This is a genomic window from Agarivorans sp. B2Z047 (genome assembly GCF_023373605.1).
In the GTDB taxonomy this organism is placed as follows: Bacteria; Pseudomonadota; Gammaproteobacteria; order Enterobacterales; family Celerinatantimonadaceae; genus Agarivorans; species Agarivorans albus.
In genome coordinates, this window is record NZ_CP088080.1 from 4,512,995 (window position 1) to 4,527,884 (window position 14,890).

At 43.7% G+C, this 14,890-nt stretch carries 12 protein-coding genes and 1 tRNA gene; 5 read left to right on the plus strand and 8 right to left on the minus strand.

Translation table 11 applies throughout. The features are described 5' to 3' along the window. Positions 1–19: 19 nt before the first annotated feature. From dnaG to LQZ07_RS20875, 3 genes are all read left to right on the plus strand, one after another. The gene (dnaG, locus tag LQZ07_RS20865) at positions 20–1,780 is read left to right on the plus strand and encodes a DNA primase (protein ID WP_152784246.1); all 1,761 of its coding nucleotides are present in this window, start codon (positions 20–22) and stop codon (positions 1,778–1,780) included. A 147-nt stretch (positions 1,781–1,927) separates the two neighbouring features. Next, positions 1,928–3,751 (plus strand): RNA polymerase sigma factor RpoD, encoded by a 1,824-nt coding sequence (rpoD, locus tag LQZ07_RS20870; protein WP_016403356.1) that lies wholly within the window; start codon positions 1,928–1,930, stop codon positions 3,749–3,751. A 112-nt stretch (positions 3,752–3,863) separates the two neighbouring features. Next, a tRNA-Ile gene (locus tag LQZ07_RS20875) sits at positions 3,864–3,940 on the plus strand. Between the two features lie 115 nt (positions 3,941–4,055). Here the strand turns inward: LQZ07_RS20875 and LQZ07_RS20880 are convergent. The 7 genes from LQZ07_RS20880 to LQZ07_RS20910 all read right to left on the minus strand — a co-directional run bounded on the left by LQZ07_RS20880 (position 4,056) and on the right by LQZ07_RS20910 (position 11,333). After that, positions 4,056–4,571, minus strand: a complete 516-nt coding sequence (locus LQZ07_RS20880; protein ID WP_152784244.1) for a nuclease-related domain-containing protein — start codon at positions 4,569–4,571, stop codon at positions 4,056–4,058. A 204-nt stretch (positions 4,572–4,775) separates the two neighbouring features. Continuing rightward, the gene (locus tag LQZ07_RS20885; RefSeq protein WP_152784242.1) at positions 4,776–5,276 is read right to left on the minus strand and encodes a hypothetical protein; all 501 of its coding nucleotides are present in this window, start codon (positions 5,274–5,276) and stop codon (positions 4,776–4,778) included. Further along, a complete protein-coding gene (locus LQZ07_RS20890; RefSeq protein WP_152784240.1) occupies positions 5,276–6,190 on the minus strand; it encodes a hypothetical protein in 915 nt (304 codons plus the stop codon). Before LQZ07_RS20890 ends, LQZ07_RS20885 begins: the two co-directional genes overlap by 1 nt. A gap of 160 nt (positions 6,191–6,350) precedes the next feature. Continuing rightward, positions 6,351–6,863, minus strand: coding sequence for a hypothetical protein (locus tag LQZ07_RS20895; RefSeq protein ID WP_016401619.1), 513 nt, complete (start codon positions 6,861–6,863; stop codon positions 6,351–6,353). A gap of 129 nt (positions 6,864–6,992) precedes the next feature. After that, positions 6,993–9,014, minus strand: a complete 2,022-nt coding sequence (locus tag LQZ07_RS20900) for a methyl-accepting chemotaxis protein (RefSeq protein WP_152784238.1) — start codon at positions 9,012–9,014, stop codon at positions 6,993–6,995. A 326-nt stretch (positions 9,015–9,340) separates the two neighbouring features. Beyond that, a complete protein-coding gene (locus LQZ07_RS20905) occupies positions 9,341–10,123 on the minus strand; it encodes a carbohydrate porin (RefSeq protein WP_249483338.1) in 783 nt (260 codons plus the stop codon). A gap of 238 nt (positions 10,124–10,361) precedes the next feature. Further along, positions 10,362–11,333, minus strand: coding sequence for a MalM family protein (locus tag LQZ07_RS20910; protein ID WP_016401622.1), 972 nt, complete (start codon positions 11,331–11,333; stop codon positions 10,362–10,364). Positions 11,334–11,607: 274 nt separating this feature from the next. Between LQZ07_RS20910 and LQZ07_RS20915 the strand changes: the two genes are divergently transcribed. Next, the gene (locus LQZ07_RS20915) at positions 11,608–12,897 is read left to right on the plus strand and encodes a GGDEF domain-containing protein (RefSeq protein ID WP_152784237.1); all 1,290 of its coding nucleotides are present in this window, start codon (positions 11,608–11,610) and stop codon (positions 12,895–12,897) included. A gap of 2 nt (positions 12,898–12,899) precedes the next feature. Further along, the gene (locus LQZ07_RS20920; RefSeq protein WP_152784235.1) at positions 12,900–13,736 is read left to right on the plus strand and encodes a hypothetical protein; all 837 of its coding nucleotides are present in this window, start codon (positions 12,900–12,902) and stop codon (positions 13,734–13,736) included. Between the two features lie 65 nt (positions 13,737–13,801). On the opposite strand, the gene LQZ07_RS20925 is transcribed toward LQZ07_RS20920, so the two are convergent. Then, positions 13,802–14,890 carry a carboxypeptidase-like regulatory domain-containing protein gene (locus LQZ07_RS20925; RefSeq protein WP_152784233.1) on the minus strand — a complete coding sequence of 363 codons (1,089 nt, stop codon included), beginning with the start codon at positions 14,888–14,890 and terminating at the stop codon, positions 13,802–13,804.

Below are 14,890 nucleotides of genomic sequence, written 5' to 3' on the forward strand. Positions count from 1 at the left end.
TCGCTGAAGATGGTAGTGAATGGCTGGAAGAATACCGCAACAGTTTATCGATGATTTATTGGCTCGTACCGATATCGTAAGCCTTATCGACCAACGTGTGCGTTTAAAAAAAGCCGGCAAAAACTACTCAGCGTGCTGTCCTTTTCATAATGAAAAATCCCCCTCTTTTACCGTAAGCCAAGACAAACAGTTTTATCACTGCTTTGGTTGTGGTGCCCACGGCAATGCCATCAGCTTTTTAATGGAATACGACAAACTGGAGTTTGTAGATGCCATTGAAGACTTGGCCAGCCAAATGGGTGTGGAAGTAGAGCGAGAAAACAGCAACAACAGTAAATTTGATAAAGAAAAAAGCCAACAACAACGCCAAGCCAGTAAAGACTTATACGAACTGATTGGCCACGCCAGCCGCTTTTTTCAGCAGCAACTACGTACTAACCCCAACAAACAACAGGTTATCGACTACCTAAAAAGCCGTGGCTTAAGTGGCGAGGTGGTACAACGCTTCTCCATTGGTTATGCGCCCGATGAGTGGGATGCGCTAGGTAAAGCCCTTGGTGGCTCTAAGCAGGCCAGCCAACAACTTGTCGATGCCGGATTATCGATAGAAAACGACAAAGGCCGCCGCTACGATCGTTTTCGCGATAGAGTGATGTTTCCAATTCGTGATAAACGTGGTCGTTATATTGGCTTTGGCGGGCGAGTATTTGGCGACGGCACACCAAAGTATCTAAACTCACCAGAGACCAGCGTATTTCATAAAGGGCGTGAACTCTACGGCCTTTACGAAGTGCGCCAAGCGCATAAGCAAATACCACAAATACTAGTGGTAGAAGGCTATATGGATGTGGTGTCTTTAGCCCAATTTGAGATTGACTATGCGGTTGCCTCACTAGGTACCTCTACCACCCCAGAGCACCTACAAACGCTATTTAGAACCAGCAACCAAATTATTTGTTGCTACGATGGCGACCGTGCAGGCCGCGATGCAGCGTGGCGCGCCCTAGAAAATGCCCTACCGCATTTACGCGACAACGTAGAACTTAAGTTTATGTTTTTACCTGACGGGGAAGACCCAGACACTTTGGTTCGCCAAGAAGGTAAAGACGGCTTTGAACAACGCATGCACAAGGCCATGCCTTTATCACGCTTTATGTTTGAGCGTTTAAGCCAAGAAATCGACGTCACTACAGATGCGGGCAAAAGCCATTTAGCAGCCCGCGCCTCTGAGCTAATTAAGCCGGTCCAAGCTGAATTTTATCGCGAAATGCTCAAGGGCGAGTTGGCCAAATGGTTGCGCTGGGATAGTAACCGCTTAACTAAGTTTTTTGCCGCAAGCGACCCCAAGCCCCAAAACAAACAGGCCAACTCACTCAAAATCACCCCAATGCGAAAAGCTATTGCGATGATTTTGCAACGACCTGATATTGCTAATGAATTGCCGCCTTCAGAGCAGCTTAAGCAAGTTAACATTAAAGGCATGCCACTGTTATTAGCGCTCATTGGCGAAATACACAAAAAACCCGAGATAACCACTGGCCAGCTAATTGAACGCTGGCGCGAACAGCCTGAGCAAAAACATTTGAGTGCACTGGCAGGCTATAATTTAGAAATTGACGAATCAGGCTACCCAGACGAGTTGCAAGATATTATTGCCAGTTTTGTGGAGCAACTGCTGTTGCAGCGTTACGAGCAACTCAATGTTAAGTCACTGCAAGGTACACTTAGCGTAGAAGAGAAATACGAAATGCAGCAATTAGTAGTGGAATTAAAGCCTTAATTGGCTTGTTTAAGGAATAAACAAAAAGTTTTTGGTTAAATGCCCTTGATATAGAAATTTTAACCCATACTTGATATAATTCTTCGTTTGCGCTTGCAGCGCTTACGTTTATGGTTTTGCTAGCTTAATCTACTTCGGATGACATCTATGGAACAAACCCCACAGTCTCAACTCAAACTCCTTCTCGCAAAAGGTAAAGAGCAAGGCTACTTAACTTATGCAGAGGTAAACGACCATTTACCTGCTGATATCGTAGATTCCGATCAAGTTGAAGATATCATTCAAATGATCAACGACATGGGTATTCAGGTACATGAAAATGCACCCGATGCCGATGACTTATTGTTGGCCGAAAATACTACCGACGAAGACGCCGCCGAAGCGGCAGCCCAAGCACTTGCTACGGTAGAATCAGAATTAGGCCGCACCACCGACCCAGTGCGCATGTACATGCGTGAAATGGGTACCGTTGAACTACTTACCCGCGAAGGCGAAATCGACATTGCCAAGCGCATTGAAGAAGGTATTAACGAAGTTCAACGCAGTGTTTCTGAGTATCCAGAAACAATTTCTATCTTGCTTGAAATGTACGACCAGTACCAAGCAGAAGAACTAAAAATTAGCGATATTGTAAACAGCTTCATCGACGAAGACGAAGTAGCCGAAGCCGCACCAACAGCGACTCACATCGGCTCAGAGCTTGAAGAAAAAGATCTTGAAGACGAAGACGAAGATGAAGACGAGGAAGAAGAAGACACAGGTCTTGACCCAGAGTTGGTAAAAGAGCGCTTCGACACCTTACGTGAGCAGTACGAAAAAACTCACGCAGCTATCGAAAAGCACGGCCGTATGTCTGCCCGCGCCACTAAAGAGATTTTTGAGCTAAGCGAAATTTTCCATACTTTCCGCCTAGTACCAAAACTGTTCGACAAGCTAGTAGCCAGCATGCGTACCATGATGGAACGTGTGCGTACTCAAGAACGCCTAATTCTTAAGCTGTGTGTAGAGCAAGGCAAAATGCCAAAACAAGCATTTGTAAAAGCCTTCTCTAAAGACGAAACCAGTGAAGAATGGTTTAACGAGCACAAAACCTCTGCTAAAGATTACGCCCCCGCGTTAATGGAAGTAGACGAAGAAGTGCGCCGTTGTATCTTTAAACTAAAAAGTGTTGAAGAAGAAACTGGCTTAACCATTAATAACATTAAAGACATCAACCGTCGCATGAGCATTGGTGAAGCAAAAGCTCGCCGTGCTAAGAAAGAAATGGTTGAAGCTAACCTACGTTTGGTAATTTCTATTGCGAAGAAATACACCAACCGTGGTTTGCAATTCCTAGACCTTATCCAAGAAGGTAACATTGGCCTAATGAAGGCCGTAGATAAATTTGAATACCGTCGTGGTTACAAATTCTCTACTTACGCAACTTGGTGGATCCGTCAGGCAATTACTCGTTCTATTGCGGACCAGGCACGTACTATTCGTATTCCGGTTCACATGATCGAAACCATTAACAAGCTAAACCGTATTAGCCGTCAAATGCTTCAGGAAATGGGTCGCGAACCTACTCCAGAAGAGTTGGCAGAGCGTATGTTAATGCCAGAAGACAAGATCCGTAAGGTACTTAAAATTGCTAAAGAGCCAATCTCCATGGAAACACCAATCGGTGATGATGAAGATTCGCACTTAGGTGACTTTATTGAGGACACCACCCTGTCGATGCCAGTAGATGCAGCCACAGGCGAAAACCTCAAGTTTGCCACTCAAGAAGTACTAGCAGGTCTAACCCCGCGTGAAGCTAAAGTACTACGCATGCGTTTTGGTATTGGTATGAACACCGACCACACTTTAGAAGAAGTTGGCAAACAGTTTGACGTAACCCGTGAGCGTATTCGTCAGATTGAAGCCAAAGCACTGCGTAAGCTTCGTCACCCCTCTCGTTCTGAGCAGCTACGCAGCTTCTTAGACGAATAGGTGAGCTAAACGGCGAATAAATAAGCGCTTAGTTTCAAACGCATAGACAAGGCTGATATGATTTTTTATAATCCAGCCTCGTTGTTTGAGCTAAGCTCGCAACACCCAATTTGGCCCTTTAGCTCAGCTGGTTAGAGCACACGACTCATAATCGTTAGGTCCACAGTTCAAGTCTGTGAAGGGCCACCATATACAAAGGCGTAGAAGGTTAATAACCACTACGCCTTTTCTATTTCTGCTCTCTGTGTAGCAAATATGTAGCAGATTTCAGGCAAAAACCTGCTATCTCGCATACTTCTTAAAATTACTGAGTGAATTTACAACTGGGATAGGCTGAACAGCCAATAAACGCATTCCCTGCATTCTTACCACGCTTTGCAAATCGTTCTACCAACTCTGCCCCACATTTAGGACAAGACTCACCAGATTGCCTCTGACGGCTTTTTTCAGCCACCAGCTCACGAACATGTGCTTTATGGTTGAGTGACGTTCTAAGGCCTTTTTTAAGCTTCGACTCCTGAAGCTTAGCGGTGAGCGCTGCAACTTCTGGCTCAGTAAACTTACTCTCTTGCTTCGAACGAATGTAACGCAAGCAACCACGTATATGCGTTACGTTTTCGGGCATAGTCGTTTTAAAGGTGGAATCTCCCACAAAACACACTACCGAGAATAAATCTGTAGGCTTTAAATCAAGAGAAGATTCGAGAGCTTTTAGGTGCTTGTAGTTTTGGTGCAGTGGATTTTGAAACTTACTTCTGTAGCGATATATCTGCTGCGTCCATTGCTTTTGGCGCTCACTTCCAAAGATCCAGCCCTTCATATTCTTAGAGCTATTTGGGGCGGAAAACCGCCATATTAGCTTTGCTAGGACTGGCTATCAATAGGGAGAAGTGGGCGGGCAATTAGAAGTGATGGTGATGGCACTAGAGCGTGGATCAAAAAACACTGTTGTGGCTCTAGATAGAAGTATGACCTAGCAGAAAATGAGCCTTTATACCCAAAAGGCTCATAACAGCTGTAGCAATTAGTTGGTGAACAACTTGACTAACACTTGCTTGTTTTCAACGTCTTTTACCAACACGCCATTTGCCAATATGTCGGATTTAAATCGACATGCATCCTGCACTTTCATTGGCGTTCTTTCGATAAAGGTTGGGTTATCGGTGAGCTTTTTAACCGTTTCATCAATGAAGCCACTATCAATTTCGGCCAATGAATAACGAAATTCACAGTCTTTGGTAATTTGATCGATGTCTTGTTCACTGGAGAAAGTTAATACTGCGTCTACCCACCAATCGTCGCTTTTAGCCAACAACCCTTCTTGTTCACCACGAATAGTGCTTCCTGTAGCCCAATTCACAGACTCTAATTGCAAACCATCGAGGTTCATAAACCTTGCTAGTTCCTCTGCGCTTTCAGAGTACTCGATTGTACTCCTGGCGGTATTTTTACTATCACTCATATCATTACAACCTGTAGTTAAGCCAACAGCTAACAGAGAGCTGATTAAGATATTCCATTTCATTAGATTAAATTCCACACCATACGATTTTGTTTGGGTTGCCTATCCCGCTCAATCCAGCTCTTTTGCTTAGCCATGCTTTGTGCTTCTTTTGGTAACACCCCTTTCCAATTTACTGAGCGAACTAGTGTAGAAGTATTTAGGTAAGGATGGGCAAGCCTTACTTGAGTAAAACGTCCATTCTCACTATCGGGTATTCCAGTCCTAATGTCTTTCTGTCCTGGGTTAAAGTTGTACATGTCTTCAGCATGAAGCGTCATAATTAAATAGAAATGCGGAGTATTTTTTGTAACAGAAACATTAACCTTTCCCGTTAACCAAATAGTATGGGCTCCAATAGCCTTTTGCCAATTTTCGGTTTCAGGATAGGGAAATAACCCAGCGTCGGGAAAGCTAGACAAAGAAGCCCCGCATGGGATTGCTGGCCCAGTAACATTAAACTGGGTACGGCTTTGGTCTGCGATCCAAAGATCTATAACTCCGAGCTTAATATGGTTTATCGCATTGTTGAGTGTTGTTCTGCCGCTTCTATCACCAGATACATAGCGGTCATAAGCAAAAGTTCGATTGGCTCCCTGCCCACTCAAAAAGTGATTATAGGCTGCCAATGCGTCGACTAAATCTGGCCTAAATGTTTCACCGCCAGCGGTCATTGCTTTCCACTTTAACAAATTAGCCCTATCCCCTAAGGTTGGAGCAGCTTTAGGTAATACTAAATGTCCTTTGTCATGCATAATGCTAGGTCGAGAAGGAGGACCAATTTTATACAAGTAAGAACCTTTAAATGACGATTTTAAGGACTTAATTTGCTTAGGGATATCACTGGGGTTAAGGTCGGTACGCACTCGCTCCTGAGCTAACCTCCCTTGGCTAGGGTGTCCATTGTAGTTACGCTGAAAAGTGTCCAACGAAGCCATAATACTTCCATGCTGTCGAAATAAAAAATAAAGCTATCAATATCTTGATAATCTTTCAACACATTAATGACCAATAAGTCAATTAAAGGTTTATTGTTTGATTAATAAGCCCTAACTAGCCAACCGAACAATCAGCTAGAACCAGCTGAACTAGCACCATCTATAACCGCAGTGCAGCCGTCACTTTCTGTTGCTCATTACACAAATAACTCACCCGATAATAAGATGCCTCGAAGCCTGCTAGCGAAATAACCTGATTAGCCGGAATAACCTCTCCAGCAGTATTGGTGATCTCTTGTGCGAAGCTGACTGAATTAGCCACTTTTAAATTAGCAATAACTGGTTCAGGCAAACCGTGGCTTAAATCCACCGCTAAGGCCTTACCATCGAGGTACAAGGTTTTATGTTGAGCGCTTAAAATGTTGTGTTCGACCCTTACCCCACCCTCGGCAGCACAACTAAGTTTGAATATGCCGTAATGCTTAACCAAACCTACCAAGCCATGAATGTTCGATTTAAGCACTCCCGCACTAGTGAACAGTTCTTTATAGGTGATTTGCGCATTGTTACTAATGGTTTCGTTGGGTTGGTTTTTAACCCTAAAGCTGTTGTAGGCAAACAAGCTAGGAGACACAAGCAATGCGAACAAGCCCAGCCAAATAATCGATTTCAAAACCCACTCCTTGTAATGACCAATTTGTTGCATGTTGCTTCCCTAGTTGATAACGCTTAGTTCAGGCTATCAACCACTGAGCCTTGCTTTACTTAACGCAGCACATCCTTGTGCTTTATCTGGCGCTCTTTACACTTTAAAGCCCAATACCAGCTCATTTTGCTGATGGGCTAATTCGTCGAGCTTATTACTCACTTTGGCTACAAGCTTCATTGAGTGAGTATTGGAATCAGCAACGTTATTAATATCCTCCAAGCTACGAGCAATCATATTGGCGGTAGTCGTTTGCTCTTCAGCGGCATGAGCTATTTGATAGCTCATTTGGCTAATTTCGGCGATGCTGGTTTGAATATCATTCATGGCTTTATTAGCTTGCTCTGAATGCTCCACGCTGTTTTGCATTTCACTCACACAGCGTTGAATCACTGCGTTAGCATCTTCTGATTTATCTTGTAAACCTTGGATCATTTCTTCAATTTCGCTGGTTGCATCAGTGGTGCGTTTTGCCAACACTCTCACTTCGTCGGCCACTACCGAGAAGCCACGCCCCTGCTCACCCGCCCTAGCAGCTTCGATGGCGGCATTTAGCGCTAATAAGTTGGTTTGCATCGCTATTTGCTGAATTACGTCGAGAATAGAGCCAATGTCTACACTCATTTGCTGCACCGCAGAAACCGCGTCTACCGACTCATTAAGTTGACCAGATAGGGTATTAATAGTGGCTGTGTTGTTGCTCATTACTAAACTACCGGTGCGCACTGCAGACTCTACATCGCCCACCTTTTGCATCGAGCTTCTCGCACTTGCCTCTACATCTTTAACTGAGTGTTCCATTTCGGTCATGGCGGTCGCGACAGTTGCCGTTTGATGGCGCTGCTCGCCAAGGCGATCACTTGATTCCGACATAGCAGACTGGTTTTGCGCAGACACCTCGGCCAGGTTAGTAGAAGTTACTCCTAGCTTTTGCAAAATGCTCTGCAAGTGGCTCGCTAAGGTATTAATGTGCGCGCCCAATTGTTCAAATTCAATGAAACTGTGATTGTCCACTCGCTGGCGCATATCACCAGCGGTAAGCGCCTCTAAAGTTTGCAACATGCTGGCTAGTGGTTTGCGCACGTTACGAGAGAGGATCCACGCCAAAAATAGTAAGAAGGCACTCACCACGCCACCAATAACAAAAGCGTGTTGGTAACTGTCGCGGTAAATAGATTCGGCACTATCTATAGCGCTATCTTTGAGTACGTTAGCCGCTTGTCTAAACTCGCCTAAAATGGCTAGCGCGCTATCTATTTCTTCGGCCAGCACTGCGATATTTTGATACAGTAAGTTGCGTGATTTAACCGAGCGGTGATGTAAGTCTAATACCCCACCCTTTTTGCCTACGTCTTGAATAAACTGTTCAGTTGATTGGTCAAAATGCTGGCTAAGTTCGGGCAATTGTGTGGCCAGGCCTTGGTAAGAAAAGTTAAGCCTAGTAACACTTCGCTTATTGTTTTTGATTGCCTCGGCAATGGCTTTTACATCATCACTAGCCAAGGCATCTGAGGTAATGGTTTCGGTTTGTTTTAGTTTTTCAAAATAGCTTTTAGCCATTAGTTTTACGGCGAGATCATCTTGACTATTTACAAACTCGCTCATACCTAAGCGCAATTCGGTTTGTAGTTGTTGAAAACGGCGAGCGGTTATTCGGCGCTCACTTTGAGCAGAAAGTTGGTTACGGTAGTTAGCCATAGCCAGTTTAGATTCGGCAAAATAACGTTGCTCTAGTTCTTCTAATGCAAACAGTTGCTCAGTTAGTGAAGAACCTTTAGGTGTAGCTTGCTTAAGCTTTGCTAATGCAGCTAAAAAGGCTTGATGGTCTTGCTCAAATTTGTCGGCAAACTCTTGCTGTTTAGCATTGTTTTCTGTGGTAAGAAAATCTTTAAAGGTTTTATCGGCAATCAGCAAATTTACGCTGGTGAGGTTGGAATAGGTGACTAAAGGAAGAGCATCGGAGTTAACCATCAGCAGTTGCTGGTGAACCCGACTAGTGCCATTTAGCATTAAAACAACAGTAACAATAAACAGCGACACCATTACCGCAAAGCCTAAGTACATACGCCTTACCAACGAGGTATTACGGGCTTTTTTATTTGAGAACAATCTAATCATACATCACCAAGAATTTACTATGTTGACAATATCAATAACAACGACATAACTAATTACCAGTAAAATAAATACTCCTATCAAAACCATTATCTGACTCCTAAGTTGGCAAATAGTTAAAAAAGGACGAGACAAAAGCGCTACTAAATACAGTCCTACACAAACAGTATTCGTGGTTACTTAAGCTAGCGAGCTCTTGTTCAGCTCTCTATTGCTCGCTGCCTAGCTAACCGCGTTATTGCCTCGCCTACCCCAATAAAAAGGTAAAGAACGAAAGGAAACGTTTTGAACTAGCTAGAGCCTCTAGTTAAGTAGAGGCTCTAAAGGGTTTACCACCACACGTCGGCTTGGAAGCCTAAGATGAAGTCACTATCTGACTCACCCGATTCGTTAGTGTGGGTCCACGACTTAGGCAGATATGTAGCTAAGAAACGAATTTCTGGAGCAGGTCCCATACCGGTAGGTAAGATGAAGGTTGGCGCAACAGTAATTTTAGACTGGTTAGACGTAGCACCACTCCAGTTGTTGTGCACATAACCTAACTCACCTTGTACGTAGAAGTGGTCGCTTACAGGGAACGTTGGGCGAACCATTGCAGAAATCCAGTAGTCGTAACTACCTAGATCATTTTCGTGGTGGTCATTGTATTGACCTTGAATAGACGGGAAGAAGCCAATGCCATTATCTAAGGTGTAACCGCCCCACAGTAATAAACGGGCCGAGGTATCTTTCTCATCAACCATGGTTAACAAGCGGTTCGCGTCACCACCAGCAGACGCTGAACTCCAGGTCCAATCGGGGTGCTCACCTTGGAACTGCGAACCAGGATGGTAAGCGTTATAAGAAGTGATAGTACCTGCTAGCAAGTTGCCCGAACCTAAACCTTTACCTGCTTGAGCAATAATTTTAGAGAAGCCATTGCCAGGAATACCAAAGAAGCTATTAAGGGTATAAATAGCGGTTAAATCGTAGCCCGTTTCGGCCCACTCTTTGCCAACCATATCCCAGTTATCTGGCATGGTTTTATTGGCTAAAAAAATGAAAATCTCTAATGCACAAAGCTCACAAAACAGCCACAAACGGCTTAATGAGACAAAGACCAGTAAAAACACATTAAAAAACTTTCATTTTTAGTATAAATATTTAGCAAATAACATAATGTGACCGCCCCCACACAAAAAGAAAGCGCTTACTATTTGAATTTAAATGAATTAAATATATATAAATCAAAGAATTATATGAATAAAACCAAGCTAAGTGGAGATAGGTTAAGAATTTTGTAGCAAATTCACACTCTACGTTACCAGCGGGCGCAGTTAACTAGAGTGTGAAGAAGGTTATAACTAAACTTTACTGTGCTTTTACAGCCTTAACAAAAACCTCATTGGCATTCACTAAACCTGCTTGCTCAGCGTCTTTAACTATTTTTAGAGCTTTGTCATAGTTCCCATCGGCAACTGCTTGCTGAATAAGTTGCTCAAACATGGCCGCTACCTCTGGTTCTATGCTAGATATTTGCGTATTGCTACTGGCTGAGTTAGCGGAAATACTATCGACACTAGATTGACTAGGTTCTACCTTTACAGCGCTATTGCTAGTTGTAACTACCGCAGCTGCAGCAAGCGCATCAGCATTTTGCTTCTCTGCTGGGACATAATCAAAAGCGAGGCGAGCGGCGCCAATGGCAGTATGTGGTACAGGCTTGTTCATATGAATCTTCATATTTACATCCACCCTGCCTGTTTCTGCGGCCTTACTGTCTGGTGGGTTCAGCTTAGTTTGCTGCTGCATTGCTTCGGTGGTAGTAAACACCAATAGGTATTTCGCCTTTTGCTGGTCTCCGTAGCGGCTCGGCAGCAATATATTGCCGTAATAACGATCTACGCTAACAATAGAGCTGGGATCGTAGTTAATCGTAGTGTCGTCGAATAACTGCAAAGGTTGATGATCTTCATCAAGCACCAAAATCGATGGTACAAACACACTATTTACTATAGGGGCCGATACATCAATATTGGTTGCTCCTTGCGCATTAGGTAGCTCAAATGCCTTTACAAAGGAGCGCCCAGAGCTAAAGTTAAATACCGGGTCACTGGCCGTAATAGTAAAATCTAACTTGCCTGGCGCAGTAACTAATTGGTAATCAAGCTGCTTTAAAGATTCACAACATATTGCAGCTTGCTTTAAGGCTGCATAACCTTCTTCTGGCGCAATTTTCTGAATATCTTTGGTATCGTCAGTTCCGTAGTCAACAATCATGCTTTGATTATTACTACAAGCGGTCAAGGCTAACACTATACTTGCGGCCAAAATTGTTTTCATAACAGTTCCCTTTATCTCTAGCAATGCACGCCACACCGCGTGCTACGGGCCTTCCAGCCCTGCCACTTAGTACCTATAAATGTGTTCCGCTTAGCATTTTAGAGTAAAAATACCGACAAACTTCACGTTCAACACACCAAAGTAAGCGCTTTCTTTTTATCAATGTAATAATTCTGCTGCCAAATACAAGGCAAATATTAATCAATAACGCGTTTTGTGAGATGCCTACCAGATAGCATTACTGCGCTAAGCAATACCAGAGGTAACAAAAGTAATGAAGTATTGTCGACAAGAAATCTACTATCCCTTGTTGGTGGTATTCACCATTAGCCTTATGTTGTGGCAACAGTTTGGTATGAACATGTCGCTAAACTACCCGATTGATCAGCACTTTAATGCGACGGCACTTAACGATGACATAAATGGGGGGGCATCTGTTGGTACTCTTAAGGTTAACGATGCCAATGTCACTTTGCACTGCAAAACCGTAAACACTCATACCTTTCCATTTTGCAGTATGTTAATTCCACTTAAAGCCAAGCTAAAACAATATGCCGACTTATCTAAGTTTGACACTTTAACGATAGACTTAACCACCGTTGATCTAAGGCGCGACACTGTGCTGATTTACCTGCTCAATAATGAGCAAGACTTACCAAATGGTAATGGCAGAATCAGCCATACTCGCGCCAATATTCAAGCCATCAACCCAACCATTGGACGCGCTCAATATCAATTAGCGTTAAATCAGTTTTATGTGCCATCTTGGTGGGTATTTGCCAAACCCTACGGTATAGACACTGGTGCTAGGTTAGATAATGTAGAGTATTTACAAATTGCGACTGGCGACAATCGTTCACTTAAAGATTTAGAAATTACCCTGCATGCCTTTAGCTTTAGTGGTAAGTGGATAAACGCTAGAGATTTGTACTTTTTGCTGCTGTCGCTATGGATTGCCAGCATAGTGGTACATGCTATTTTCCTTACCGGAAAAATGCGCAATAAATACATAATATCGAAAAATCAAACTGAAGAGCTTAATAAAATCAATAGCTTTTTGAGCATTGAGCGCGATAAATATAAAACCATGGCAAAGCACGACCCCCTCACTAAATTGCTTAATCGAGCCGGCTTAAGTAGCACACTCTCCACATTGATGAGTGAGTTCTCCCATTCATCTAAAGCAGCCAGCTTAATCATGTTTGATATTGACCACTTTAAACAAATAAATGATCAACATGGTCATGATGTGGGAGACCAAGTATTAGTATCTATCAGTCAGCAAGTAGCAGAGGTTATTAGAGACCAAGATGTATTTGCCCGCTGGGGCGGTGAAGAGTTTGTGATTGTGTGTCCTAATACCCAGTTAAAAGGGGCCTGTGTCTTAGCCGAAAACATTAGATCACTTATCGCGAACAGCCCGCTAATAGAGCAACAACAAGTAACCAGCTCCTTTGGCGTTGCACAGCTAAACTCGGCCAACATTGATACTTGGTTTAAGCGTGCGGATGAAGCGCTATATAAGGCCAAAATGAATGGCCGAAACAAAATAGAATTTAGTTAAATATGATGCGAATACTCATACGGCCTTGGGCACAGCCAACACTCGCCACTGCACTATTGCTAGGTCTATTGCTGCCCTATGATGCTATGGCTGATAACCCACAAACCATTAGTTATCCTAAGTTCAGCCAACGCTCAGAATATTTTGAAAAAGTTCTGGCACTTGCCCTAGCCAAAACCGAACAAGAGTATGGCATTGCCAATCTTCAACCTTTTGAGCGAGAGCTAAGCAATGAGCGCTTGCGCCGCTATTTACAAGACAAGCAATACATAGACGTAATGTGGTCCACAGCCACTAAACAGCGTAATAAAACACTGCGCCCTGTTAAGTTCGACTTATTACAAGACCTTGGCCAATATCGCTTTTTGTTAGTACAAGCAGGCGATAGCAAGCGCTTTGAAAATATAAAGACTTTACGCCAACTTCGTCAATTTAGTGCAGGCTCTGGTACCTATTGGAGTGATACCAAAGTAATGCGTTACAACGGCATCGAGCCTGTTACTTCGGTAAACCATAGCTTATTACCTATGTTGGCCGCAGGCCGCTTTGAATACCTTTCACGCGGTGCGCATGAGGTATGGTCTGAGCTTGCAGCTCACACCAATCAGTTTGAATTACTGGATAACGTGGTTCTCAAGTACACTTGTCGATATTTTTTCTACGTGAATAAAGACAATATTGAGCTCGCAGAACGTTTAGAAAAAGGGCTTTATCTAGCTCTAAATGACGGCAGCTATAACCAGCTGTTTTTTAGTGAAAGCGACTTTAAGCAAGGCTGGGATAAACTCAACCAACTCGCTCCAGCAAGCATAATCACACTTAATCCGCCCGGCGAATAAACGAGCAAACCACACAACTAAAAAAGGAAGCCAAGGCTTCCTTTTTGTTAAGTTAGCTATGCAAGCTAGTAGAAGTAGATGTTGTCTAGATATACGCTATCACTGGTGGTACCCCAAAGCTGCACACCAAGTTGTGATAAACTGGCGGCGTCAAATGCACCGGGTTGAACCATATCTGCAAATACTAGCTCAACACTAATCCACTGCTCGGTTGCTACAGGTAGCATGGTATGGATAACCGGGCCACTGGCAGAGACAACCTGGAATACCGCTTGGCTAACACCACTGGTAGCATACATATCAAAGCGCAAGCCAGTCATGCCAGAAGCATTCACAACCCCATCTTGAATACCGTATTGAATGCCCGTTACGCCGCCTTCAACGCCATCTGGAATAATCTGCAAGCGAGCAACATTGTCACCTGCAATTTGTAGCTCACTATGGCTTGGCGCATTCCACCAATTATCAGACCAATAAGAAATTGGCTTATCTACCTGCAAACTATCACTGTATAAAACCAATACCTCATCATCACTCACGCTAGGAACGTTTGCCGCAACATTTGGTCCAGGGTTTTCTGCTGCCAGCACAATTTCTAGGCTGGCATCAGCTCCCAATAACTGCTGATTTTTTTGCGCAGCTCCGTAACCGCTAGCATCGGCTTTAACCTTGTGCTCACCTTCGGCAAGGCTAAGATAAGCCACACCACTGGCGTTAGTAGTTGCACTTTGCTCACCCACACTCACCTGTGCACCAGCAATGGCTTGAGAGGATTGGTTTACAACACTTACTGCTAACTCAAAGGTATTTGACTGGCCAGAGAAGTACAGGTTATCTAGGAACACTGCTTTACCCTGCTCTCCCCACAACTTAATGCCGGCCATAATTAACGTTGCAGGGTTTAATACGCCGTCACCGTCGCCATCAGCATCTTGCATTTCGGCAAAGGGAATTTGATAAGACACCCATTGCTCAGTTTGAGGAGAAATAACACAATACAAAGCTGAGCCATCGCTAGAAACTAAGTGGATCTCCATTTGGCTAATGCCCGCCTCTAAATACAAATCTAGGTTCATATTCACGTGAGAAGAGGCATCTACACTGCCATTTTCAATGCCAAACTCGATACCAGTAACACCGCCTTCTACGCCCAA